The organism is Devosia sp. XK-2, from assembly GCF_037113415.1.
In the GTDB taxonomy this organism is placed as follows: domain Bacteria; phylum Pseudomonadota; class Alphaproteobacteria; order Rhizobiales; family Devosiaceae; genus Devosia.
Genome location: NZ_CP146608.1, coordinates 915,232 through 939,873 on the forward strand (window position 1 = coordinate 915,232; position 24,642 = coordinate 939,873).

Consider the following 24,642-nt stretch of genomic DNA (forward strand, 5'->3'; position numbering starts at 1 on the left):
GCTTCCACCATACAAGAAACTTTGCTTATATCAAAAAAATTTTGGTGGAGTTGGCCGTGGCTGGTGCAATGGCGATCAAAGAGGATGGACATCCCAAGGTTGGGGCACTGATCCGTGCGCGCCGCCGCCAGCAGCATATGACCCTGATGGCTCTGGGAGAGGCCGCGGACGTTTCGGTGGGCTATCTGAGCCAGGTCGAGCGCGACCATGCTACGCCCTCGCTTGGCACGCTGGCGCAGATCGCACGGGCGCTGGGCGTTACTATCGATTATTTTATTTCTACCCCCGCGCCACACAACGCCTTGACCCGTGCAGGGGAGCGCAGCCGCTTCTCGCTCGATGGTTCCTCGATCATCTATGAGCGGCTGGGGGCGGATTTTCCGGGCAACCAGCTCTCCAGTTTCCTCATGGTGGTGCCGCCCGGCTATCGGTCCGAGACGGTGGCCCATGAAGGCGAGGAATTCCTCTACGTCCTCGAAGGGTCGATCACCCAGCGCCTCGACGGTGAGGAGATGGTGATGAACGCGGGCGACAGCCTGCATTTCCGCGGCAATCGCCCTCATTCCTGGTCCAACCATACCGACCGGCCGGCCCGCCTGCTCTGGACCGGCACGCTCGCCCTTTTTCGCTCCACGGCGCGGCCGCGTCCGGTCGTGGCGAAACCTAAAGCCGGCGCCAATAAGCCGGTTCGCAAGAAACCCATTCCCAAGGAGAAACGCACATGAAGCTCTTCCGCACGGCCCTTTTGGCGTCAGCGCTCGCGCTGCCGCTGGCATCGGGCGCTGTCTACGCCGCAACCCCGGCCGACGCCCTGGTGATTGCCCAGAATATCGATGACATTGTCGCGCTCGATCCGGCCCAGGCCTATGAATTCTCGGCCGGCGAAATCAACGCCAATCTCTATGACCACCTGGTACAGTATGCCGCCGAGGACACCACTGTTCTTGCGCCGGGCCTGGCCAGCGAATGGACGGCCGATGAAGCGGCCAAGACCATCACCTTCACCATGCGCGATGGTGCGACCTTCGCCTCAGGCAATCCCGTTCGCGCCGAAGACGTGCATTATTCCTTCAAGCGCGTGGTTAATCTCAACCTCACGCCGGCCTTCATTCTGACCCAGCTCGGCTGGACGCCGGAAAACATCGACGAAATGGTCACCGTTGACGGCAACACGGTTACCATCAAGTGGGATGGCGACTTTGCTTCGGCCTTCGTGCTCAACGTGCTGGCCTCGCGCCCGGCCTCGATTGTCGATGAAGTGCTGGTCTCCCAGCATGTCGAGGGCGAGGACTGGGGCAATGCCTGGCTGAACACCAATTCGGCCGGTTCTGGCCCCTATGTGCTGACCGACTACCGTCCGGCTGAACTGGTTCGCCTTACCGCCAACGAAAACTATTTCGCCGGCGCGCCAGCCATGAAGCAGGTCCTCATTCGCCATGTGGCGGAAGCCGCCACCCAGCAATTGCTGCTGACCTCGGGCGATGTCGACATGGCCAAGAACCTGACCCCCGACCAGATCGCGGGACTGGGCGAAGGCATCAAGGTGGAAGCCTATCCGCAGGCTGCGGTGCACTTCCTCTCGTTCAACCAGAAGACCGAGAGTCTGACGGACCCGGCCGTGTGGGAAGCCGCGCGCTATCTGGTCAACTATGACGGCATGACCGAGAGCTTCCTCAAGGGGCAGATGGAAAAGCACCAGGCCTTCTGGCCCAAGGGCTTCCCGGGCTCCTATGACGAAACGCCCTATAGCTATGACGTGGAAAAGGCCAAGCAGATCCTGGCCGACGCCGGTATCGAAACCCCGATCAATGTCACCCTCGACGTGATCAATGCGGCGCCGTTCACTGATATGGCCCAGTCGTTGCAGGCCGGCTTTGCCGAGGCAGGCATCAATTTCGACATCCTGCCCGGCACCGGTGCCCAGGTGATCACGAAATATCGTGACCGCACGCACGAGGCCATGCTGCTCTATTGGGGCCCGGACTTCATGGACCCGCATTCCAACGCCAAGGCCTTCGCTTATAACTCGGACAATTCGGACGATAATTATACGGCCACCACCACCTGGCGGAACGCCTGGGCCGTGCCCGAAGAGATGAACGAGGAGGTGCGTGCCGCCCTGGCCGAATCCGACCAGTCCAAGCGCAATGAAATGTATGTCGACCTTCAAAAGAAGGTTCAGGCAGAAAGCCCGATCGTCATCATGTTCCAGGCCCAGTTGCAGATCGCCATGGCCGACAATGTTGAAGGCTATGTGAACGGGTCCAATTCGGACTTCGTCTACTACCGTCTCGTGACCAAGAACTAAGCGTTTTGGTCCATCGCTTGCGGCGGCCCGGTCCCTTCGGCCGCCGCATGCAGAGCCGGGCATTCTCCTCCCGCCCGGCTCTGCGTTTTGTTTCAGGAAATGGTCCCATGAATTCCACGCTCGACGCCCGCCTTGAAAAATTGCGCGCCCGCATGACCGAAACCAGCACCGATCTGGTGGTCATCGGCCCTTCGAGCCACATGAAATATCTGGCCGATCTCTCGCCCCATGGCGACGAACGCCCGGTTCTGCTGATGGTCAGCCAAAGCTTTGCCGGCTTCCTGATGCCCGCCCTTAACGCCGATAGTTCGCGCCAGCATACCGATCTGCCCTTCTTCACCTGGGCCGATGCCGATGGTCCCGATGCGGCGCTTGCCGAGCTCATTGCGGCGACAGGCATCGATCGCGCGGCGCCCTCCATCGTGCTCGATGAAACCATGCGCGCCGATTTTGCGCTGCTGCTGCTCGATGCCATGCCGGGCGCCACGCGCCGCTTCACCAGCGACACGGTGGGCTATCTGCGCTCGCGCAAGGACGCTGACGAGTATAGACGCCTCAAGGCGGCGCACCTGCTCAATGACCGGGCGGTCGAGGCTGCCTTCGCAGCATTGAAACCGGGCATGACCGAGCTTGAGGTCGCGCAGTTGATCGGTGATTTCTATAAGGCCAATGGCGCTGTGACCGAATTCTGTTCGGTCTGCTTCGGGCCCAACGGCGCTTTCCCGCATCATCACACCGGAACCACCTCGCTCAAGGCAGGCGACGCCGTGCTGATCGATACCGGCTGCCGCCTCGATGGCTATCCGTCCGATATGACCCGCATGGGCTATTTCGGCGCCCCGCCTGAGGGCTATGGGCAGATCCATTCCATCGTCGATCGAGCCGTCGAAGCAGCGCTTGCTGCAGCGGTGCCAGGCGCCAAGGCCAGTGACGTCGACAAGGCCGCGCGCGATGTCATCACCGCTGCCGGCTATGGTCCCAATTTCCTGCACCGCACCGGCCATGGCCTGGGTATCGACGTGCACGAGGCGCCCTACATCACCGCCTCCAGCGACACGACGCTCGACGAGGGCATGGTGTTCTCCATCGAGCCCGGCATTTACCTGCAGGGCCGGTTCGGCCTGCGGCTCGAAGAGATCGTCATTATCCGCGACGGCAAGGCGGAAATCTTCTCCGGAATGCCGCGAACCGCCGTGGCCGCTGGCTAAGCTGATCCTCCTAAAGAGTTTTTTGAACGCCCGCGCCAGCGGGCGTTTGCGCATCTACGCCCTTGACTGAATTCAACCAATCCGTATTATACCAATTAGTGTTATATAGTTGGGTTGAAAATGGCCGATCCCCTCAGCACCACTCTTGCCGCTCTGGCCGACCCCACCCGACGGGCCATTCTCGCTCGCCTGTCGACGGGTGAAGCCAGCGTGAATGAACTGGCCGAGCCTTTCGATATGACGCTGGCTGCCGTCTCAAAGCACATCAAAGTGCTTGAAAATGCCGGTCTCGTCACAAGAGGAAAACAGGCGCAGTACCGCCCCTGCAAACTGGACGCCGCGCCCATGCGCGAGGTGGCCACCTATCTCGAGACCTATCGCGGCTTCTGGGAACGCAACCTCGATCAGCTCGACGCTTATCTGACGCAATTGCAGACCCCCAAAGACAACACACGGAACTGACGAGGACATCGCCATGAACGATCAAACTTTTCCCAATCCATTCTCTACCGAATTGCCGGCCGACCGGCCCGTGATCATCATGTCGCGCACGTTCAACGCGCCATTGGACCTGGTCTGGAAAGTGTGGACCGAGGGGCAGCATGTGGCGCAGTGGTTCGGGCCCCATGAGGCCAACAAAGTCGTGCAATATGACGTACGCACGGGCGGCAAATGGCGGATCGTCTCGACCATGCCGGACAGGTCCGAGATTACCTTTTTCGGCACCTATCTCAAGGTCGAGCCCAAGGCCATGATCCGCAATACCTTTGTGGTCGAGGGCATGTTCGAGGAAGACGAGCGCTATTACGAAGAGCATCATTTCGAGGAGCGTGACGGCAGGACCTATTATCGGTCGATCTCGAATTTCCCCGATTTCGACATGCGCAATGCCACGGTCGATACCGGCATGGAATGGGGCGCCAATGTCTCCATGGCCAAGTTCGACGCGATCCTGGAACGGTTGCAGGCCGAAGGCTAATCAACCCGCTTCGAAGCGCGTGGCACGGTACTCCAATGGAGCCGCGCCACGCCTCTTTCTGAAAACCTTGGCAAAGTAATTCGCATTGGCAAAGCCGGTCAGCCGGGCAATCTCGCCCACGCCCATCTCGGTGGCCAGCAATAAGCGCTCGGCACGGGCAAGCCGGCGGGTGAGCACAAAATCGGATGGTGACTGTCCCAGCGCCGAGGTGAACCGGCGCACGAAATGTGCCCGGCTCATCTCGGCAATATTGGCAAGGCGCTCCACATGGAGGGCCGCGGCAAGATTGTCGTCGACAAAGCCGACGACCCTTTCCATGGCCGGGGGCAGCGCGGCGTCATCCGGCCGGCGAGCGCCGAACACGCCATCGTGCAAAGCGGCCATTGCCGCATAGCCAAGGACGGAGACCTGGCCGGGCGACGGATCAGCAATGGTTAGGGCATCCAGCGCAGCGGTCGCCAGGCGATCAAGCTGAGGTGGATCGAGGGTGAGCACCGGACCGGCGCTATCGAGAATTTCCCGGGCCAGGCGCAGGGCTTCTCTGCCATTGAGCAATAGCCAAAAATACTCCCAGTGTCCGCCACGCTCCAGATAGTAGCGATGGGTATGCGGCATGGTCACCAGCATGGTCTTGCCGGGCGTCAGCCTGTGCTGCGTCCCGGCATAGTCGAGGCGCCCCTCCCCGAATGTGGTGTGTTGAATGACCAGGAATGGCGCCGTGCCGCGCTTCATGCCGTCCCAGGAATAGACTTCGTTGCGCCGCTGCTCATAGCCCGCGCTGACAACCATGCAATGCAGTGGCGCTGCGCTGCGCTGCACCGCCAGGCGGCGGAGGTCGAAACCATTGTTCAGCAGGGTGGTGAGCACAAAATTACCCGTTTTCGCACAAGCTTTCTCTACACGATCGACGCCGGTGGCGCTAGCTCTAGGGCAATGCGAAGGGCCAATGTGCCTCTGGAGGAACAATGTCGTTCAAAGTTACCGTTATCGGCGCCGGGTCGGTCGGCTTCACCAAAACCCTGATCTCAGACCTGCTGAAAGTGCCCGAATTCGTGGACTGCGAATTCGCGCTGACCGATATCAATCCGCACAATCTCGACATGGTCAGACAGATCATCGAGACCATCGTGTCGGTGAACAATCTTCCCGCCAAGGTGACAGCGACGACCGACCGGCGCGCGGCGATTACGGGCGCCCGCTATATCATGAGCTGCGTGCGGGTGGGCGGCCTGGAGGCCTTTTCGAGTGATATTTCCATTCCGCTCAAATATGGCGTCGACCAATGCGTGGGTGATACTATCTGCGCCGGCGGCATTCTCTACGGGCAGCGCAACATCCCGGTGATCCTCGATTTCTGCAAGGATATCCGCGAGGTCGCCGAGCCCGGCGCGCTGTTCCTCAACTACGCCAACCCCATGGCCATGAACACCTGGGCCGCCGAAATGTATGGCGGGGTCAATGTGGTGGGCCTTTGTCATGGCGTTCAGCATGGCGCCCACCAGATTGCGCAGGTGCTGGGCGTCGACGACAGCGAGCTGGACTATGTCTGCTCGGGCATCAACCACCAGACCTGGTATATCGACATCCGTGCCAAGGGGCGGAAGATCGAAAGCGACGAACTGCTCGCCGCTTTTGAGAAGCACCCCGTATACTCAAAGCAGGAAAAGGTGCGCATCGATGTGCTTAAGCGCTTCGGTGTCTATTCCACCGAAAGCAATGGTCACCTCAGCGAATACCTGCCCTGGTATCGCAAGCGCCCCGAAGAAATCGGCCGCTGGATCGACATGAGCGACTGGATCCACGGCGAAACCGGCGGTTACCTGCGCTATTCGACCGAACGCCGCAACTGGTTCGAGACCGACTTCCCGATGTTCAAGGAGCAGGCCAACAAGCCGCTTTCCGAACACAAGCGGACCAGCGAACACGCCAGCTATATCATCGAGGCCATCGAAACCGGGCGCTCTTATCGCGGTCATTTCAATCGCCGCAACAATGGCATCATCACCAATCTGCCCGACGACGCGATCATCGAAAGCCCGGGCTATGTCGACCGCTTCGGCATCAACATGATCGAGGGCATCACCCTGCCGACGGCCTGCGCGGCCACCTGCTCGGTATCTGTTTCCGTGCAGCGTCTCTCGGTCGAAGCTGCCATGACCGGCAATATCGATACGCTGAAGCTCGCCGTGTTGCATGACCCGCTGGTTGGCGCCATCTGCACGCCGGATGAAGTCTGGGCCATGGTCGACGAAATGGTCGTCGCCCAGGCGCAATGGCTGCCCCAATATGCCGATGCCGTGCCGGCCGCCAAGGAGCGGATCGCCAAGTCGACGGTCAAGACCCGAGATTGGGAAGGCGCCGCCCGCAAGCGGGTGCGCTCGGTCGAAGAATTGCGCGAAATGAGCGGCGCGCATCACTAGGTCCCCCCGACGTTCCTCCTGACGTCGTGAAAGCGGTTCGGTTCAACACCGAACCGCTTTCGTTGTTATGGAGAAGACTTGCGGTTTCCTAAGATGATCTTACGCGCATTGAGCTCGGCCCTTGTCACCGACTTTTGCCAAATCTAGCCTGCGCTTAAGGGGAGGAACGGGCATGGATAAACCATCCCATTATGTGATCGTTGGCGGGGGCACGGCCGGTTGGATCGCTGCATTCATCATTCAGGATGAAGCGCGGCGACGCGGCCTGAACTTCCGCGTTTCGGTGGTGGAAAGCAGCAAGATCCCAACCGTTGGAGTGGGCGAGGCGACCACCGCAGCGTTCCGTGTGCTGCTGAAGCATTTCGGCATCGACGAGTTCGAGTTCTTCAGAAAAACCGATGCCAGCTTCAAGCTGGGTATTCGTCACCAGGATTGGCGGCGCAAGGGCTTTACCTATTACGGACCGATCGACGACCCGCACCAGGTGATAGAGGCGCCGCGCGGCGCACCGTCGGACTATCTCAATGTCTACGCCGTGGCCGCCGGGCGGCCGGTGCAGGACATGCATATGTTCCAGCCATTGCTGGAACATTGGAAGGCGCCTTATGCGCGAAAGCCCGATGGAGGACTGATCCCGCTTGGGCCCTTTCACCACGCCTATCACTTTGACCAGGCCTTGGTCGGCAAGTTTTTTGCGAGCAAATCCAAAGGTGTCGACAAGGTCGATGCGTTGGTCGAAGGGGTCGAGCGGCATCCCGAGACCGGGGAGGTCAACGCGCTTGTGCTGGAAGGCAACCAGCGCCTCCAAGGCGACTTCTTCATCGACGCTACAGGCTTTCGCAAACAGCTCATCGTCAAGGAACTGAACGCGCCCTGGATATCCTATGCGCATGAATTGCCGGTCAATCGGGCGCTGCCGTTCTGGATCGACGTCAAGGAAGGCGAGGAATTGCCGACCTATACCCGTGCCTGGGCGCAAAATTCGGGCTGGATGTGGCAAATCCCGACCCGGACGCGGTTCGGTTGTGGCTATGTCTATTCGGACGAGTTCACAACGCCCGAGCAGGCCAAGGACGAGGTCGAAGCCGCGCTCGGTCATGAAATCGAGGTGCGGGGCGATATCCGCTTCCAGATTGGCCGGCTCGAAAAGGCCTGGATCGGCAATTGTCTTGCCGTGGGCCTGAGTTCGAGCTTCCTGGAGCCGCTCGAATCCACCTCCATTCACGGCACGATCGTGCAGATGATGCTGTTCGCGCAGCGCTACATGGACCGGCCCGACAAGATCGCGCAGAAGGCGCGGGACGATTACAATGCGCGGGTTGGCCGGCAGGTCGATGATTTCCGGACCTTCGTGAACACCCACTACGTCACCGAGCGCGACGATACGCCGTTCTGGCGCGAGGTGCGGGCCAATCGTATCCATTCCGAGACCCGCGAACGTCTCTCGCGCTGGAGCAAGCAAATGCCGCGCGCCGAGCATTTTCCGAATTATCTGGGCGGCCTGCCGCATGTGGAGACGCAGTTGCACTATCCCGTGCTGGACGGCCTGGGCCTGCTCGATCAGTCGGTAGCGCGTCAGGAGATGGCGGCCGATCCAAAGCTGCGCCAGTTTGCGCGGGAAACCTATGACAGCCTGGTTCGCGAATATCGGGCGGCGGCCCAGCAGGCGCTCGGGCATGCCGAGTTTTTACGCATTGTGCAGGAAATGGGTTAGGGCTCAGGCGCCGGAGCGGCTTTGGCGGAGGGATAATGCAAGGGATAGAGCTGTCTCGTCGCTTCTATGCAGATATCGTCGGGCCTTGGCTTGCCGAAGCCGCGCCGGGTCTGCCCCATGCCGCCGCGTTGATTGGCTATGGCTCAGAACTGCTCGGCCTCGACGACGAGACCTCGCGAGACCACAATTGGGGGCCGCGGGTTCACATTATCCTCACACGGGAATTGTTCGACGCCCACGCTCGACGGCTGGTGGCCGAGTTTGCGCAGATAGTGCCCGAACGGTTTCTCGGTGAACCCATTGGTTGGAGGGGGCGCCCCCATCCGGCGGCAGATGGTCCGGAGGCGGCGGGTGACATCCGCCATGGCCTTGAGTGCCACACGCTCGAGGCCAAGCTTGAGGGGAGTTTTGCCACACGATCCGTTGACGAATTGACGCCCCGCCATTGGCTTGGTTTCGCCGAACAGAAACTGCTAGCCTTTACGGCGGGCTCGGTTTTCCGGGACGATGACGGACGGTTGGAGCAGGCCCGGCAGCGTCTCGCCTATTTTCCAGACGACGTTTGGTTCTACAAGATCGCCTGCCAGTGGCGACGCATCGCCGAGGAACAGGCATTTGTCGGCAGGGCGGGTCAGGCTGGCGATGATCTCGGCTCGCGCGTCATCGCGGCGCGGCTGGTCCGCGATGTCATGCGCATGGCATTCCTGATCGAGCGCCGCTACGCCCCCTATTCAAAATGGCTTGGCAGCCTGTTCTCGAGGCTGTCATTGTCGGGAGCGCTGACGCCTCATTTGCAGCGGGCCCTGCTGGCTGAGCACTGGGAGGGTCGTGGCGAGGCGCTGGCAAGTGCCTATCTCGAACTGGCGAAGCATCAGAATGCGCTCGGCATCGCACCCTTCGAAGCGATCGTGGGACACTATTTCGGTCGGCCTTTTGCCACCATCAACGCAGACGACGCTGTCGCCAGCGCCGTGACCGCTATAGCCGATCCCCAGGTGCGAGCGCTGCCGGTGATAGGATCGCTCGATCAGGTCAGTGATCTCACGCCGCTTCTCGAGGCTCCTGACCACTCTCAGCGGGCGATGCGCGCCATTCTTGGATAAGTACCCTCAGGCGATCTTGTTTTCACGCATCTGACTGGGGGTCATGCCATAGGCTTTGCGGAAATGTTCGTAGAACTGGGTCTGGCTGGAAAAACCGGACTGGAACGCGATATTGGCAATGGCCAGATTGCTGTCGAACAAGAGGCTGCGGGCGCGGATCAGCCGCATGCGGGTCACGAATTTCTGGATGGAGATGTGCATGACCTTGGTGAACAGATTGGTCGCATAATTGGGGTGCAGCCCAACCACATCGGCGATGTCTTCAACCGATAGCGGATCGGCAATATTTTCAACGATGTGCCGGACCATCCGCACCACATAGCGCACAGGCGTTGCCGTGCGGCTGCGGGCGCCCGATTTTTCCACCCAGGCAGGCAGCAGGGTCTCCCAGCCAGTTATGGCCGCACGGCGGAACATGGTACCAATCTCCGCTCGCACCAGGTCGGAGCGCAGGGAATTGCCGCTGCGATAATCGCCATACCAGCGCTCGAGCGTTTCAAGGCCGATACAATCGGATGTGAGCTGGATGACGCCGCCGCCCATCAGCGTCTCTGTCAGTCGGCCCAGTTGCGGCATTTCAAGAAACGCGTCCATGGGCAGGTAGATGTTGAGCTGGCGCGCCTTGTCCACATCACGCAAACCGACGGTCTGATGCGGAATGCCGGCCCAGAAGGCGACCAGCCGATTGGCACCCACGGTCAAGGGCCCGCCGTCGAAGACATAGTCCATCGTGCCTTCCGTTAGCCAATTGAACTCGATATGGCCATGGCTGTGCGCTTCAGGCATGATCTGCGGCGGGAATGCACGGATGCCGAAGCGTCCAAAGGCCTTGCCCGAGGCATAAAAGCTGCGATCCGGCCGCGGCGTCGGGCGCGGTGCTTTCTCCCTTGTGCGCGCGGGGCGGCCCAGACTTTCTACAAGAGTCATACTTTTCCTGCAGTTCTTAGAAAACCGGAATTAGTCACTATCATTCCGGATTGCTTCGATTGCCGCAAGGGGTAGGGTTTGATCCTGCACGGAGGCATGGGTCGGATAGGAGAAACCGGCCCGGGGCATGATCGCCAATTTGCCACGTATGCAATGGGAGGTTCTATTGAGAAAACATATCTATGCCCTTGGCGGGGCAGGACTTCTGCTGTCTGTGTCTATGGCGGCGGTGTTTGCGCAGACCGAGTGGACAACACCGCCCGATCCGCCGGAATTTTCGGCGCAGAGCGAACCCATTTTCGTGAGCGTATCCGATATCCAGGAATATAAGGCGCTGCCCGAATATCACGAGCCCGACTTCGTCAAGGCTTTCGTGGATGCTGGCGAGCTGCCCCCGGTTGCCGAACGCTTGCCCAAGGAACCGCTGGTTTTCAAGACTGGCAATATGCCCGACGGGGTCGGTGTCTATGGTGACACCATGCGCCACGTGATCGGCGGCCGCCCCGACGGCTGGAACTATATCGGCGGTGCCATCCAGGGCTGGGGCGGCATCGATATCGGCATGTATGAATGCCTGACCCGTACCGGACCGCTGTTCCAGGTCGAAGCCGACGAACTCGAGCCGCTGCCGAACCTGGCCAAGAGCTGGGAATGGTCTGAAGACGGCCACGAACTGACCATGCACCTGATCGAGGGCGCGAAGTGGTCCGATGGCGAGCCATTCGACGCTGACGACGTGATGTTCTACTGGGAAGACAACGTGCTCGACAGCAATGTCGCACCGACCGGTGGCGCAACGCCTGAGGGCTTTGGCGAGGGCACCACGCTCGAAAAGATCGACGCCTATACGATCAAATGGACCTTCAAGGAGGTCCGGCCGACCCAGTATCTCTACGCCATGGCCTATGGTTCGTTCTGCCCTGGCCCGTCGCATCTGCTCAAGCCGGAACACCCCAAATACAATCCGGACAATACCTATGAAGACTACAAGAACGCCTTTACGCCGGAATTCCTGAACTTCCCGGTCATGGGCGCCTGGGTACCGGTCGAATACCGTCCCGATGACGTGATCGTGCTGCGCCGCAACCCCTACTATTGGAAGGTCGACGAGGCCGGCAATCAGTTGCCTTATCTGAACGAGGTTAGCTATCGCTTGTCCACCTGGTCCGACCGCGACGTGCAGACGGTCGCCGGTACGGCGGACTTCTCGAACCTCGAGCAGCCGGAAAATTTCGTGGAATCGCTGCGCCGTTCGGCTGAGGATTCCGCCCCCGCGCGCCTGCAGTTCGGCGCCCGAACCATCGGCTATTCGCTCTATCCGAACCTCTCCGGCAATGGCTGGGGCGAACCGAACGAACTGAGCCAGGCCATCCGCGACCTCAATCGCAATCTGGATTTCCGCAAGGCCGTCACTTATGCGCTGGACCGCCAGAGCCTGGGTGAATCGCTCGTCAAGGGGCCGTTTACCACCCCCTATCCGGGTGGCCTCTATGCCGGCACCAGTTTCTACGACAAGGACTCCACGGCCTATTTCCCCCACTCCATGGAAACCGCCAAGGATTATCTCGCCAAGGCCGGTCTTGAGGATACGGATGGGAATGGCGTTGTGAACTTCCCCGAAGGCGTTGCCGGCGGACAGGATGTTCAGGTCACCATGTTGGTCAATGCCGACTACACCACCGACAAGAGTCTGGCCGAAGGCGTGCAGGCGCAAATGGAGCAGCTCGGCATTCGCGTCGTGCTCGACACGGTCAGCGGCAACGCTCTGGCCGAGTACCAGCAGGGCGGCAAGTTCGACTGGGCTGTGCTGCGCAATGGTTCCGACCTGGTCTCGGTGGTGCAGGGCACTTCGGGCCTGGCGCCGGTTGGTCCGCGCACCGCGTTCTCGCACCGCGCCGGTACCGATGGCACGCTCGACCTGATGCCGTTTGAACAGGAGATGGTGGACACCATCAACCAGTTCATCGCCAGTTCGGACAATGCCGAGCGCGCCGAGCTGATGAAGAAATATCAGCAGCTCTACACGCAGAACCTCTACGGCATCGGCCTGACCCAGTATCCGGGTGCTCTGCTGATCAACAAGCGCTTTGACAATATCCCTGCCGGCGCTCCGATCTTCCAGTTCAACTGGGCCGAGGACAATATCATCCGCGAGCGCGTCTTCGTCCCCGCCGAAGATCAGTCCAATTACGAGCTGCATCCCAATACCCTGCCCAATACACCGGGCGTGGGCAATGGACCCATCTCCAAGTAAGCCTTGGCAAGTCACGTCCGGCGGCACCCTGCCGCCGGACACCACCAAATTTAGTGTCGATTTGAAGAGAGTGTGATGCTGCGCTTCCTTGCCTTCCGGATCCTGGGGGCCATCCCCATCCTTATACTGCTCAGCATTGTCACGTTCCTCATCATCCAGGCGCCCCCGGGCGATTATGGCGACTACATCCGGACCATGGCGATCAACCGCACCGGCGCGACCGCCGAGCAGGCCGAAGCCATGGCGCGCGTCTATCGCGAGGCCAATGGCCTCAACGATCCGCTGATCGTTCAATATTTCCGCTGGATTACAGGCATCGTCACCCGCTTCGATTTCGGGCAGTCGCTGTTTTACAACAAGCCTGTCGGCGACGTGGTGATCGAACGCCTGCCGCGCACGATCCTGCTGGCGCTCACCTGCCACATCCTGGCCTCGATCATCGGCATCAGCCTGGGTATCCTGGCGGCTACGCGTCAATATAGCTGGACCGATACGGTCCTGGGCTTCATTTCCTTCATGGGCATGACGATCCCGCGCTTCCTTTTGGCGATCATCATTCTCTACGTCCTGGTATTCCGCCTGGGTGCCAACGAAATCGGCAGCTTCAATTCGGCCTATTGGGGTGGACAGCCCTGGGGCTGGGGGCGGTTCGTCGACCTGGTTGCCCATGTCTGGCCGGTGGTTTTCGTCGCCACGGTGGGTGGCCTGGCCTATAATATGCGCGTGATGCGGGCCAATCTGCTCGATGTGCTCAACAGCCAGTATATCGAAACGGCGCGGGCCAAGGGTCTGCCGGAAAGCGCCGTGATTATGCGTCACGCCGTGCCCAATGCCCTGCATCCCCTGGTGGCCTATCAGGGCGTGGTTCTGCCCTACATGCTGACCGGTGAAATCGAAGTGGCCATCGTCTTCGGCCTGGCCACTGTCGGCCCCGCAATCGTGGGCTCGATGAGTGTGGGCGACGTCTGGGTGACGGCGACCTTCGTCATGGTGCTCGCCGTGACCCTGATCATCGGCAATATCATATCCGACGTGCTGCTCGCGCTGCTCGATCCAAGGATCCGTCTGGGCGGGGAGAAGGCAAATTGACTCATTCGAATGACCCTAAATCCGGTACGTCCATTCCCCTGCCGCCCGATGCCGCCGGCCCGATGCCGACACCGGCCGAAGAGGCTGCGCCAAGCCAGGCGCAGACCCGCTGGGGCAATTCGGACGAAGGATATCTGGCGCTGGTATGGCGTCGTTTCAGGCGTTCCACTATCGGCATGACCGGTTTCGTCCTGGTCCTGCTACTGCTGATCGTCGCTGTGTTTGCAGACTTCTTTGCGCCGCAGGATCCGAAGGCCGCCGATATCGGTTTCGCGCCGCCCGACCAGGTCAGCTTCTTTCGGGGCGATGGCAGCTTTTCTCCGATCCCGGTCGTCTTCCCGATTGCCGAGGGTGGCGAACTGGACCCGATCACGTTCCAGCCTTTGGTCGGCCCCGACTACGATAATCCCACCGAGCTGGGTTTCTTCGTTCGCGGCTATCAATACCGGCTGCTCTGGCTGATCCCGTCCGATATCCACTTCTTTGGGCCGGTAGACCCTGAGCGCACCGCGCACTTCCTGGGAACCGACAAGTTCGGCCGCGATATTCTCTCGCGTGGCCTGGTCGGCTCGCGCATCACCCTGACGATCGCCCTGGTGGTCGTGACCATCACCACGATCGTGGGCACGCTGGTTGGCATTACGTCGGGCTATATCGGGGGCGCGCTTGACGCCTGGGTGCAGCGGGTGGTGGAATTCATTCTGATGTTCCCGCAATTGCCGCTCTATCTGGCCCTGACCACGCTTATTCCAGCGACGGCACCGTCCAATGTTTTCATTGCCTTTGTCATCGGGGTGATTGCGGCGCTCGGCTGGGCGCAGTTGAGCCGCGAGGTGCGGTCGAAAACACTATCGTTGGCCCGCATCGACTATGTCCGGGCCGCAATCGCGGTGGGCGCGTCCGACGGGCGGATCATCACGCGGCATATCCTGCCCAACGTGCTCAGCCACATCATCGTCGCGGTGACCCTGGCAATCCCTTCGGTCGTCTTGCTCGAGAGCTTCCTGGGTTTCCTCGGTTTTGCCGTGAAGCCACCGCTGATCTCGTGGGGGCTGATGCTGCAGGACACCTCGTCCTATTCGGTGATCGGGTCCTATCCCTGGATCTTGTCGCCGGTGATCTTCGTGCTCATCACCGTCTTTGCCTTCAACGCGCTGGGCGACGGCCTGCGCGATGCTGTCGACCCCTATTGAGGACATGGCCATGACCGACAAGAATCTGGCGCCGGCCGAACGGTTCGATCTGGGCACGCATGGGCGAGATCTTATCCTGGACGCCCGCAATGTGGCTGTCGACTTCAAGGTGGAAGGCGGCGTGGTTCACGCCGTGCGCGACGTCTCCTTCCAGCTTCATAAAGGCGAGACCATCGCTCTGGTGGGGGAAAGTGGCTCGGGCAAATCGGTCACCGCCCGCACGCTCATGCGTCTGCTCACCAAGCGGGCGACAATTCTGCCGGGCACGGAAATCACCCTTAAGGGGCGAGACATTGTGGCGGCCGAAGAGCGCGAAATGCGCAAACTGCGCGGCAACGACATCGCCATGATTTTCCAGGAGCCGATGAGTTCGCTCAATCCGGTCTATACGATCGGCCAACAGATTTGCGAGATCATCCACCTGCACAATAGGGTGTCTCGCGCCGAGGCCATGGACCGGGCCGAACAGCTATTGGCGGAGGTGCAAATTCCCGAGCCGCGGGCGCGTCTGCATAATTACCCCCACCAGCTTTCCGGCGGCCAAAGACAGCGGGTGATGATCGCTATGGCCCTGGCCAATCGGCCCGAAGTGCTCATTGCCGACGAGCCGACGACCGCACTGGACGTGACGGTGCAGGCGCAGATCCTCAATCTCATCAAGGACCTCAAGGACAAATACGGCATGGCGGTGATTTTGATCACCCATGACCTGACGATCGTCCGGCAGTTCTCCGACTATGTCTATGTCATGCAGAATGGGCAGGTCCAGGAACACAATGAGACCGAAGCCCTCTTTGCCAATCCGCAACATGCTTATACGAAACACCTGCTGGCATCGGAACCCAAGGGGACGGCGCTGCCCCTCGAAGAGGGCGCGCATGATACCGTGCTCGAAGGGCGCAATGTCAAAGTGAGCTTCACGCTCAAGCGCGGTGGTTTCTTCAAACCCGATTTCTTCGAACTCAAGGCCGTCGACGACCTCAATATCAGCCTGATGCGCCACGAGACGCTAGGCATTGTGGGGGAAAGCGGCTCGGGCAAGACCACCTTCGGCCAGGCGCTGATCCGCCTGATCGGCAATCAGGGCGGCGAAATCCTGTTTGATGGGGAGCGCATCGACACCAAGGATCGCAAGGCCATGCGGCCGCTTCGCAGCCGTATGCAGATTGTTTTCCAGGATCCGTTTGCCAGCCTCAATCCGCGCATGTCGGTGCGGCAAATCATCGAGGAGGGCCTGATCGTCAACGGTATCGGCGCCAATACGCGAGAACGCGTGGAGCGCGTCCGCCAGGCGCTGCGCGATTCCGGTCTGCCCGATCGAATACTCAACCGCTTCCCGCACGAGTTCTCCGGCGGGCAGCGCCAACGTATCGCCATTGCCCGGGCCATTGCGCTCGAGCCTGAATTCATTCTGCTCGATGAACCGACCTCGGCCCTGGACCTTTCCGTGCAGGCCCAGATCATCGACCTCTTGCGCAAGCTGCAGGATGAAAAGGGGCTGAGCTATCTCTTCATCAGCCATGACCTCAAAGTGGTGCGCGCTCTCTGCCACCGCGTCATGGTGATGCAGCACGGCAAGATCGTGGAGCAGGGGCCCGTCAGCGATGTGCTGGTCAACCCGCAGACGGACTACACCCGCCGGCTGGTTCGAGCCGCGTTCGAGATCGCGGCCTGAGGTGCCGGTGACGGGATCGGGCGCTTAGCGCATTTCACCGTTTCGTTGAAACGGTGAAATGCGCTAATTCATTGTTTCGTCGCGTTTCCGAACCGCAAAACCGTGGCACTTTTGCTGGAAGCGCTCTAGCGCAGCGCTCGGCCCGTCTCGTCGAACAGGTGGACGGCGTCAGGCGGCACCTTGATGTGGATGGCATCGTGCAGATGCAGGTCCGGCGCGCCATCGAGCTTGAGCGTGATCGTTTCCCCGCCCGACAGCTCGATATAGGCCAGGGCATATTCGCCAAACTGCTCGATCACGGTGAGCGTGCCGCTGATATCGGCCGTCTCCGCATTGGCCAGTTCCAGATGTTCGGGGCGCACGCCGAGCGTTTTGGCGCGGGCCAGCTCGGCGTGGCGAATAGCCAGCAATTTCTTGTCAGGCAGCATAACGCCGTCTGCGGTCGGCGTTACATCGACAAAGTTCATGCGCTGGCTGGCGATGAAGCCGGCAACGAAGGTGTTGACCGGCTCGCGATAGAGTTCGAGCGGCGTGCCGACCTGCTCGATCTTGCCGGCATTGAGGACCACGATCCGGTCTGCCAGGGTCATGGCTTCGACCTGGTCATGGGTGACGTAGATCATGGTGGCGTCGAGCGTGTCATGCAGCTTGGCGATCTCGACGCGGGTCTGGGCACGCAAGGCAGCGTCGAGATTGGACAGTGGCTCGTCGAACAGGAAGACCTTGGGGTCGCGCACAATGGCCCGGCCGATGGCCACGCGCTGGCGCTGGCCACCTGACAGCGCCTTGGGCATGCGATCAAGATAAGGTTCGATCTGCAGGATGCGGGCTGCTTCGCGCACGCGCTGGTCGACCTCGGCCTTCGGCGTCTTGGCCAGTTTGAGGCCGAAGGCCATGTTCTCATAGACGCTCATATGCGGGTAAAGCGCATAGGATTGGAACACCATGGCAATGCCGCGCTGCGGGGAGGGGACGTCATTGACCACCCGTCCGCCAATGCTGACCTCGCCCCCGGTAATGGGTTCGAGCCCGGCGATCATCCGCAACAGGGTTGACTTGCCGCAACCCGAGGGGCCGACAAAGACCACGAATTCACCCGACTTGATATCGAGATCGACCCCATGGACCACTTCGAGCGCGCCATAGGATTTGCGGACACCCCTGAGGTTCACATCGGACATTTGCTTCTCCTCAAATCTCGACCATCAGCGTTGCGATTTCGAACGGCCGCAGGTTGAGGACCACGGCATTGTCCTTGACCTCGACCGGCTGGGCATCGCCCTCCTCCATCAGATTGACAATGCGGGCCGATTTGACCGGCAGGCCGAAGGTGATCGTGGCCTCGGCCCGCCGATTGGCGTGCTCATAGACGCGCAGAACCAGTGCGTCCGACGCCTCCGCCTTCTTGACGGTCTCGATGGTGACGTTCGGTGCATCGACCGCCGCAAGGCTGAAGCTGCTGAAATCGCGCGCGGGCGACGCGACAACGGCCCGGGAACCAATGACGGCCACCGGATTGTTGAAACGCTCGGCGGCGCGGGGCACGGCGGCCAGGTCGGCCACACCCTCATGCACGAACATGGCATAGCGGATGCGATGCTCGCCCAGGTCTGCCTCCGGATGGGGGAAGGTCGAGCCGCGCACCAGCGTCAGCCGCACGGATTGCTCGTGGCAGTCATAGGCATATTTGCTGTCATTGAGCAGGGCGATGCCAAAATCGGCCTCGGAGATATCGACCCAGCGATGCATCGAGGCCTCGAAACGGGCGCGGTCCCAGGTGGTGTTGCGATGGGTCGGGCGGGTGACATGGCCAAAGGCGATCTCGGAGCGGATTTCACTGGTATTGAGATCGAACCCGAACTGCGCCTTGAGAACCTGCGCCCGTTCCTGCCAATCGATAAAGGTGTCGAATTCCACCTGCCGCTCGCCGGCGGTGAGCGAAATGACCTGGACGATCTTGGACTTCTGGTAGGTCCGTTCGATGCGGATCGCGGCGCGGTGCGGACCGGTCTCGACCACGGAAATGTCCGCCTTGCCATCGGCGAGCGACCAGAACTGTTCTTCGAAATAGCGGTCGATGTCCCAGGCGTCCCAGTTCATCGGCTTGTCTTCATAGGCAATGAGACGGTTTGCCTTGGCGCCGGCGGCGAGCGTTTCGCGATGGCGGGTCTTGTCGAAGACGGAGGTGATTTCGCCGGATCTATCGAAGGTGACGCGGATCAGCGCATTTTCGAGATGGGTGGTCGAAACCGAAAGCTCGGTTTTTTTGCTAGAGCCAGCGGAGACCAGTTGTGCGCCGGTCCAGCCCAAGGGAGCCAGATCGGCAATGGCGGCGACCGTGTCGGCTGAGCCGTCGGCGCGGACGATCTTCTGCACGGGCTGAGTACCCGAAGCGGTAGCAAGAGCGGCCGTCTCGGCGACCTCGGCGCCCAGATGCACCAGACCGGACCGCGTCTGGCTGGTAAAGTTGATCAGGCGGAGCTGATCGGGGCCTGGCTTGGCCGCGGCCTGCGCTGCGGCATGCCAAGGACCATTGGCCGAATCCAGCGTCGAGAAGATGCGGCCATATTCGGCGTCGCTATCGACATAGACTTCCGGGATCGAGGTGCCCGGCAGAATGTCGTGGAACTGATTGATCAGCACCAGTTCCCAGAATTCGGCCAGCGTCTCGCTGGGATAGGCGTGGCCGGCTGTCGTCAGGGCAATGACGCCGAGCATTTCGAGCTCGCGCAGACGCCGCTCCGCATTGCGGTTATTGGCTTTGTTCTTGGCCACCGAGGTCAGGGTGCCGCGGTGATATTGAAGATAAAGCTCGCCATTCCATACCGGGAACTTGCCCGGTTCGGCATCCATGGCCTTGCCCAGACGGTTGAGGAAGGGGACGATGCCTTCGAGCTTGACCTTGGGCGCACCGGGAATGCCGCGCTCAAGGCGTGTGCCGCGCTCGATCATGGCGCGGGTCGGGCCGCCGCCGCCATCGCCATAGCCATAGGACATGACGACTTCGCTGTAAGCCGCCTTGGGCTCATAGCGCTTCCAGGCGCCCATCGTTTCGGAGACGGACAGGTCCCCGTTATAGGTCGTGAAAATCTGCTCGCTGTCATATTTCTGGGCGGTGATGAGCTGCGCCTTGGTGGTCGTGCCGTCAATGCCGCGCCAGAAGAAGGTGTCGTAGGGATGGCGGTCGGTGTCGTTCCAGCTCAGCTTGGAGGTGACGAAATATTTCAGCCCCGACTTGTCCATGATCTGCGGAAGATTGGCCGAATAGCCGAAGGTGTCGGGCAGCCAGACGGTTTTGGGATCGACGCCGAAATGCTCGAGATGGAAACGGCGGCCGCGCATGATCTGGCGGACGAGGCTCTCCCCGGAGGCAATATTGACGTCGGGCTCCACCCACATGGCGCCTTCGATCTCGAATTGCCCGGATTTGACCCTTTTGACCATGCGGTCCCAGATTTCCGGATAGTCCTTCTTGAGAAAATCGAAGAGCACCGACTGGTTATACATGAAGACGAATTGTGGGTACTCTTCCATCAGGTTGAGCACCGTGGCAAAGCTGCGCCCGGTCTTGTCGCGGGTATGCATGACGCGCCAGAGCCAGCCGACATCGAGATGGGTTGAGCCGACTGCAGTGATCTGCGGCTGCGCCTCCGTATCGACGAGCTTGTAGATTTCGCCCGCGATCTTCTCCGCCGCGGGCAGGCTGGCCTCGAATTCGGGCGTGTGCCCGTCACGGCGATCAAGGGCCCGCAGGGCGCGGTCGACAATATTGAGAATAGCGTGACGACGCGGATCGTTCTGCTGCAACAGGATAGCAACGTCGACCGGCGTCTGCAGGTCATAGTAGAGCTTCTCCGCCCGTTCATTGCGAACGAAGAAATCCACCTCGAACCCGACCAGGGGCCGGTCGAAGAAGGTGAAGGCATTGACCAGCAGCACATGCTTGTTGCCCGGCTTGGCATCGCGCTCGATCACGAGTTCCGTGTGATTGCCGTCCAGCGCCTGGGCGATCTTGCCATCGAGATAGGCAAGGCATTGTGGATCGGTGGAACCGGGCCGGTCCTGCCACTGGCTGGTGAAATTGGCGACAAAGACCTTGCCGCGCGCCTCCTCCGGCACAGTGATCTCGGCGGCGAACCAGGTGTGCTCCTGATGCTTGGCCCAAACCGAATGGCGGCCGAACTGCTCCCACTGCCGCCAGTCGGCCTTGAGGGCGTCCGTGGCGGAAAAATTGTCGGCGCGCTGCACATACCACTGGAAAGGCACGTTCTTGATCGGTGTGCGGATTTTCTGTTCCAGATCCGCGCAAAGGCGCAGCAGCTTGCCCTCTTGTTTCAGATCGTCGTCCAGCAAACCCAGTTTGGACGAGAGGGGATTGGAATAAGTCATCCTTTAACTCCGACACCGGCGAACCCTGTGTTCATGTTCCGCCGCAACAAGAAATACACGCCGACCGCCGGCGCAGCGTAGATGATGGAAAAGGCCGTGAGGAACCCGTAGTTGATGGCGCCTTGCTGCCCGAAGGCCGCATAGAGCCCGACCGACATTGGGAAAGCATCCTGCACGCGAGCGAAGATCAGCGGCAGCAGGAACTCGTTCCAGGCGCCGGTGAAACTGAAGAACCAGACCACCGCGATACCGGCCCGCGACATGGGCAATACGATTCGTGTGACGATCTGAAAAAGGCTGGCGCCCTCCACATAGGCAGCTTCCTCAAGTTCGATCGGCACAGTGTCGAAGAAGTTCTTCAAAAGCAGCAAGGTGAAGGGCAGGTTGAGAATGGTCAGCGCGATGATGACGCCGAGCTGGTTGAGCAGGCCCGTGCGCTGGGCCGTGAAGTAAAGCGGCACCAGGACGCCCGCCGCCGGTAGCATGCGCAGCAGGACCAGCGTCCAGAGGAAGGCATTACGACCGGGGATCTTCAGCCGCGATAGCGGATAGGCGGCGGAGATGCCGACAATGACGCTGAGCGTTGCCGTGCCGGCCGCAATCAACATGGAATTGAGAAATTGCCGACCCGCATTGCCGCTGACGGCCAGGGCAAAATTATCCAAGCCCACGACGCGGGGAATTTCGAGCTGACCCGTCGAAAGCGGATTGAAGGCGTTGAGAATAAGCCAGGAAAACGGACTGACCCAGATGACCGCCATAAAGGCGAGCGCAATGGCTGTCAGGCGGGAGGGCTGGTTGGACTCCATTACTTCGGCTCCCGCAGCATGCGCAGATAGAACAAGGACAGGACGCCCACAATAGCCAGCATGGCCACGGAGATGGCGGAGCCGAAGCCCAGATTGCCGCGTGAAAAACTCTGATTGTACAGGAACACGGCCAGGGTTTCGGTCTGCCGCCCCGGACCACCGCCAGTCATGGCGAAAATCAACGGGAAATAGGTGAAGGTCCAGATGGTGATGAACAGCATATTGGTGGCGATATGCGGCCGGATGATCGGCAATTGCACCAGCCAGATACGCTGCAGGGGCGTGGCGCCATCGACCTTGGCGGCCTCGACCACCTCCCGGCTGACCGAGTCGAGCGCGGCAGTGAACAGCAGATAGGACCAGGCCGTGCCCTTCCAGATATTGGCGATGGTGACGACGGGCAGAGCATAGTCATTGATGAAATTGACCGGCGGCAGGCCCAGGGGCCGGATGATGAGCTGGTTGATCAGTCCAGTCTGCGCCGTGGTCGCCGACCACAGAAAGGCCGCCACGATATCGGGTAAAAGCCAGCCCAGCATGATGCAGACCTCCACCACGCTGCGCAGGGTGGAGCGGGAGCCGCGCAGGGCCGCCGCCAACAGGAAGCCCAGAACCGACTGGCCGACAATGGCGGAGAAGAAGACGAAAATGACTGTGGTCCAGAGCGATTCCAGAAACCCGCGCCGCGTGAACAGGCGCTCGAAATTTTCCAGGCCCACCCAGCTCCACTCGACGCTCTTGCGCCCGACCAGCGCCAGATCGGTGAAACTGAAAGCAAAGGCCCAGGCAGTGAAATAGAGCAGGATGCCGATCAGCAGGATGGCGGGCAGCATGCCCAGCCCAAGGACCCATAGATTGCTGGTCAGCCAGGGATTGGCCTGGTTCTTCATCGGCGCCTCTTGCTAGGGCAGTTTTGGTCCGGCCTGGCTTTAAAGCCGCGCCGTGGCGAGACGAGAAAGACCGGCGACACCTTGGAGGACAGTAAGGTGCCGCCGGCAGTTGGGTCGGGTTACTCGTAGGTGATCACGTTCTCTTCGCCGAATTCGTCGACCAGAGCGTCGTGATATTCCTCGACCACTTCATCAGGCGATACGCCGTCCAGAATATCGGCCGTGGCCTGCTGGATCAGCGCCGAGACGGTCTGGTAGCCCGGCACCGTGTCGCGGCCGGTCGTGTCCGCGGCCAGCTTGGTGGCTTCGGCCAGGAACGGATCGGCGGTATATTCCGGGGATTCCGAAATATCGGTCCGCACCGCCATGCGGTGATTGGCCAGCGTCCAGGCCTTGAAGTTACCCTCGTCGAAGATCGAGGTGATCAATTTGAAGGCCAGGTCCTTGTCGGGCGCATTGGCATTGATGCCGATGGTCCAGCCGCCCGAAATATTGGTTGTGGCCTTGGCGCCTTCCACGCCCGATCCGGGCCATGGTGTCCATGCGACCATAGCGTCGCGCTCTTCACGGCTCGGCGGATTATTGCAGTCCCAGAGGCACGCATCTTCCCAGGAGCCCGAGGCGAGAATGCCCAACTCGTCCGCGGCCAGCGCGGCGCGCACAGCCGCGCCGATATCGGTGGCATAGTTGAGTTCGGCCGTGTTCAGCTCGCGTTCGACATAGACCTGATAGAAAAAGTCGAATGTGCGACGTAGGGCAGGGCTGTCGCCGATCCACTGGCCGGTTTCGCGATTGAGCAGGCGGTTGCGATCGCCCTCGGGCACGTCGGCGCCGAGCAGCGCCATATAGACACCCTGCATGGTGGCCGCTTCCGCCTGCTTGGTACCGGCGGGAAGCTGGAATGGATAGCGCACGCCCGCATCCTTGAGCTTTTGAGCGGCGTCAAGCACATCGTCCCAGGTCTTGGGTGCCCAAGGCGTGGAGATGCCGGCTTTCTCGAAGTTTGAGAGATCGTACCAGAGCATGCGCACATCGGTATCGGTGGGCAGGGCATAGACCTGGCCTTGATAGGAGGCCACTTCGAGCAGACCCGGCATGTAATATTGGAACTGGTCCCAGCCGGCGAGCAGCTCATCGAGCGGGTGCAGATAGCCTGCCGATGCCAGTTCGGACACCATGAAGCTATCCATCAGGTTGACATCGGCCGCCGTGCCGGCGGCGAGATCCAGGGCAATGCGCTGGTCATAGCCCTGTCCGGGCAATTTGATGGCATTGACCGTTTCGCCGGTCTCGGCCTCGAAGGCCTCGATACCGGGTTCGACAAGTGCGGCGATCCATTCGGCATACATGAATGACACTTCCGCCCTTGCCGGCCCGGCAATGGCGGCGGTCATGGCAAGGGATGCCACGCCGGTCAAAAGCACTTTTTTGAACATGAATTCCTCCCTGTGGGTTAGCCGCCAGTGACGGCGGCCCAGGCCGGCTCCTCTTCCGGCATAGGTTCGTAACAATACACAAACGCTGCAACGTTGCAATTTCAGATCGACAATTGGCGGAGAAAAGCACCTAATTCGTGCAAAAAAGAAAGTATTACAGATAGATAGTGGCGTATGTGCTTGTGAATCTGCCGCATTTGTATCGTTTGCATCGTTGCAGGATTGACTGGTACACTCCATCGCTTACC

At 60.6% G+C, this 24,642-nt stretch carries 19 protein-coding genes; 12 read left to right on the forward strand and 7 right to left on the reverse strand.

The features are described 5' to 3' along the window. The first annotated feature begins 68 nt into the window (after positions 1-68). The 5 genes from V8Z65_RS04445 to V8Z65_RS04465 all read left to right on the forward strand — a co-directional run bounded on the left by V8Z65_RS04445 (position 69) and on the right by V8Z65_RS04465 (position 4,495). Positions 69-725, forward strand: a complete 657-nt coding sequence (locus tag V8Z65_RS04445; RefSeq protein WP_338722814.1) for an XRE family transcriptional regulator — start codon at positions 69-71, stop codon at positions 723-725. Next, a complete protein-coding gene (locus tag V8Z65_RS04450; RefSeq protein WP_338722816.1) occupies positions 722-2,308 on the forward strand; it encodes an ABC transporter substrate-binding protein in 1,587 nt (528 codons plus the stop codon). The genes V8Z65_RS04445 and V8Z65_RS04450 overlap by 4 nt, the downstream gene beginning before the upstream one ends. Positions 2,309-2,415: 107 nt before the next feature. Next, positions 2,416-3,516 (forward strand): Xaa-Pro peptidase family protein, encoded by a 1,101-nt coding sequence (locus V8Z65_RS04455; RefSeq protein ID WP_338722818.1) that lies wholly within the window; start codon positions 2,416-2,418, stop codon positions 3,514-3,516. Between the two features lie 120 nt (positions 3,517-3,636). Next, a complete protein-coding gene (locus V8Z65_RS04460; RefSeq protein WP_338722820.1) occupies positions 3,637-3,978 on the forward strand; it encodes a metalloregulator ArsR/SmtB family transcription factor in 342 nt (113 codons plus the stop codon). Positions 3,979-3,991: 13 nt separating this feature from the next. Further along, entirely contained in the window at positions 3,992-4,495 is a 504-nt protein-coding gene (locus tag V8Z65_RS04465) for an SRPBCC domain-containing protein (RefSeq protein ID WP_338722821.1), read from the forward strand. On the opposite strand, the gene V8Z65_RS04470 is transcribed toward V8Z65_RS04465, so the two are convergent. Continuing rightward, a complete protein-coding gene (locus V8Z65_RS04470; RefSeq protein WP_338722822.1) occupies positions 4,496-5,362 on the reverse strand; it encodes an AraC family transcriptional regulator in 867 nt (288 codons plus the stop codon). 98 nt (positions 5,363-5,460) lie between these two features. Here V8Z65_RS04470 and V8Z65_RS04475 point away from each other — a divergent pair, with 98 nt between their 5' ends. The 3 genes from V8Z65_RS04475 to V8Z65_RS04485 all read left to right on the forward strand — a co-directional run bounded on the left by V8Z65_RS04475 (position 5,461) and on the right by V8Z65_RS04485 (position 9,732). Continuing rightward, complete coding sequence (locus V8Z65_RS04475) at positions 5,461-6,915, forward strand: alpha-glucosidase/alpha-galactosidase (RefSeq protein WP_338722823.1); 1,455 nt, start codon at positions 5,461-5,463, stop codon at positions 6,913-6,915. 172 nt (positions 6,916-7,087) lie between these two features. Then, positions 7,088-8,629, forward strand: a complete 1,542-nt coding sequence (locus V8Z65_RS04480; protein ID WP_338722825.1) for a tryptophan halogenase family protein — start codon at positions 7,088-7,090, stop codon at positions 8,627-8,629. Between the two features lie 35 nt (positions 8,630-8,664). Continuing rightward, positions 8,665-9,732 (forward strand): DUF4037 domain-containing protein, encoded by a 1,068-nt coding sequence (locus V8Z65_RS04485; RefSeq protein ID WP_338722826.1) that lies wholly within the window; start codon positions 8,665-8,667, stop codon positions 9,730-9,732. A 6-nt stretch (positions 9,733-9,738) separates the two neighbouring features. On the opposite strand, the gene V8Z65_RS04490 is transcribed toward V8Z65_RS04485, so the two are convergent. Further along, complete coding sequence (locus V8Z65_RS04490; protein WP_338722828.1) at positions 9,739-10,659, reverse strand: helix-turn-helix domain-containing protein; 921 nt, start codon at positions 10,657-10,659, stop codon at positions 9,739-9,741. Positions 10,660-10,879: 220 nt separating this feature from the next. Between V8Z65_RS04490 and V8Z65_RS04495 the strand changes: the two genes are divergently transcribed. From V8Z65_RS04495 to V8Z65_RS04510, 4 genes are all read left to right on the forward strand, one after another. Beyond that, entirely contained in the window at positions 10,880-12,913 is a 2,034-nt protein-coding gene (locus V8Z65_RS04495; protein WP_338723949.1) for an ABC transporter substrate-binding protein, read from the forward strand. A gap of 75 nt (positions 12,914-12,988) precedes the next feature. Beyond that, entirely contained in the window at positions 12,989-14,002 is a 1,014-nt protein-coding gene (locus V8Z65_RS04500; protein ID WP_338722830.1) for an ABC transporter permease, read from the forward strand. A 62-nt stretch (positions 14,003-14,064) separates the two neighbouring features. After that, positions 14,065-15,195 (forward strand): ABC transporter permease, encoded by a 1,131-nt coding sequence (locus tag V8Z65_RS04505; protein WP_338723950.1) that lies wholly within the window; start codon positions 14,065-14,067, stop codon positions 15,193-15,195. 4 nt (positions 15,196-15,199) lie between these two features. Then, positions 15,200-16,870, forward strand: coding sequence for an ABC transporter ATP-binding protein (locus V8Z65_RS04510; protein ID WP_338723951.1), 1,671 nt, complete (start codon positions 15,200-15,202; stop codon positions 16,868-16,870). Positions 16,871-16,995: 125 nt separating this feature from the next. Here V8Z65_RS04510 and ugpC read toward each other — a convergent pair whose 3' ends face one another. From ugpC to V8Z65_RS04535, 5 genes are all read right to left on the reverse strand, one after another. Beyond that, positions 16,996-18,051: a sn-glycerol-3-phosphate ABC transporter ATP-binding protein UgpC gene (gene ugpC / locus V8Z65_RS04515; RefSeq protein WP_338722831.1), complete on the reverse strand. Its 1,056-nt coding sequence runs from the start codon at positions 18,049-18,051 to the stop codon at positions 16,996-16,998. Between the two features lie 10 nt (positions 18,052-18,061). Beyond that, positions 18,062-21,259, reverse strand: a complete 3,198-nt coding sequence (locus tag V8Z65_RS04520) for a glycoside hydrolase family 38 C-terminal domain-containing protein (RefSeq protein ID WP_338722833.1) — start codon at positions 21,257-21,259, stop codon at positions 18,062-18,064. Beyond that, positions 21,256-22,068 carry a carbohydrate ABC transporter permease gene (locus V8Z65_RS04525; protein ID WP_338722834.1) on the reverse strand — a complete coding sequence of 271 codons (813 nt, stop codon included), beginning with the start codon at positions 22,066-22,068 and terminating at the stop codon, positions 21,256-21,258. The genes V8Z65_RS04520 and V8Z65_RS04525 overlap by 4 nt, the downstream gene beginning before the upstream one ends. Beyond that, complete coding sequence (locus V8Z65_RS04530) at positions 22,068-22,958, reverse strand: sugar ABC transporter permease (protein ID WP_338722835.1); 891 nt, start codon at positions 22,956-22,958, stop codon at positions 22,068-22,070. Before V8Z65_RS04530 ends, V8Z65_RS04525 begins: the two co-directional genes overlap by 1 nt. A gap of 119 nt (positions 22,959-23,077) precedes the next feature. Beyond that, positions 23,078-24,394 carry an extracellular solute-binding protein gene (locus tag V8Z65_RS04535; protein WP_338722837.1) on the reverse strand — a complete coding sequence of 439 codons (1,317 nt, stop codon included), beginning with the start codon at positions 24,392-24,394 and terminating at the stop codon, positions 23,078-23,080. Between the last annotated feature and the right edge of the window lie 248 nt (positions 24,395-24,642).

Excerpts from the sequence above, each read along its gene's own strand:
- V8Z65_RS04475 (WP_338722823.1), top strand. The coding sequence starts at position 5,461 with ATGTCGTTCAAAGTTACCGTTATCGGCGCCGGGTCGGTCGGCTTCACC.
- V8Z65_RS04465 (WP_338722821.1), top strand. The coding sequence starts at position 3,992 with ATGAACGATCAAACTTTTCCCAATCCATTCTCTACCGAATTGCCGGCC.
- V8Z65_RS04460 (WP_338722820.1), top strand. The coding sequence starts at position 3,637 with ATGGCCGATCCCCTCAGCACCACTCTTGCCGCTCTGGCCGACCCCACC.
- V8Z65_RS04445 (WP_338722814.1), top strand. The coding sequence starts at position 69 with ATGGCGATCAAAGAGGATGGACATCCCAAGGTTGGGGCACTGATCCGT.
- V8Z65_RS04535 (WP_338722837.1), bottom strand. The coding sequence starts at position 24,394 with ATGTTCAAAAAAGTGCTTTTGACCGGCGTGGCATCCCTTGCCATGACC.
- V8Z65_RS04525 (WP_338722834.1), bottom strand. The coding sequence starts at position 22,068 with ATGGAGTCCAACCAGCCCTCCCGCCTGACAGCCATTGCGCTCGCCTTT.
- V8Z65_RS04480 (WP_338722825.1), top strand. The coding sequence starts at position 7,088 with ATGGATAAACCATCCCATTATGTGATCGTTGGCGGGGGCACGGCCGGT.
- V8Z65_RS04495 (WP_338723949.1), top strand. The coding sequence starts at position 10,880 with ATGGCGGCGGTGTTTGCGCAGACCGAGTGGACAACACCGCCCGATCCG.
- V8Z65_RS04530 (WP_338722835.1), bottom strand. The coding sequence starts at position 22,958 with ATGAAGAACCAGGCCAATCCCTGGCTGACCAGCAATCTATGGGTCCTT.
- V8Z65_RS04500 (WP_338722830.1), top strand. The coding sequence starts at position 12,989 with ATGCTGCGCTTCCTTGCCTTCCGGATCCTGGGGGCCATCCCCATCCTT.
- V8Z65_RS04490 (WP_338722828.1), bottom strand. The coding sequence starts at position 10,659 with ATGACTCTTGTAGAAAGTCTGGGCCGCCCCGCGCGCACAAGGGAGAAA.
- V8Z65_RS04510 (WP_338723951.1), top strand. The coding sequence starts at position 15,200 with ATGGCCATGACCGACAAGAATCTGGCGCCGGCCGAACGGTTCGATCTG.
- ugpC (WP_338722831.1), bottom strand. The coding sequence starts at position 18,051 with ATGTCCGATGTGAACCTCAGGGGTGTCCGCAAATCCTATGGCGCGCTC.
- V8Z65_RS04485 (WP_338722826.1), top strand. The coding sequence starts at position 8,665 with ATGCAAGGGATAGAGCTGTCTCGTCGCTTCTATGCAGATATCGTCGGG.
- V8Z65_RS04505 (WP_338723950.1), top strand. The coding sequence starts at position 14,065 with ATGCCGACACCGGCCGAAGAGGCTGCGCCAAGCCAGGCGCAGACCCGC.
- V8Z65_RS04520 (WP_338722833.1), bottom strand. The coding sequence starts at position 21,259 with ATGACTTATTCCAATCCCCTCTCGTCCAAACTGGGTTTGCTGGACGAC.
- V8Z65_RS04455 (WP_338722818.1), top strand. The coding sequence starts at position 2,416 with ATGAATTCCACGCTCGACGCCCGCCTTGAAAAATTGCGCGCCCGCATG.
- V8Z65_RS04450 (WP_338722816.1), top strand. The coding sequence starts at position 722 with ATGAAGCTCTTCCGCACGGCCCTTTTGGCGTCAGCGCTCGCGCTGCCG.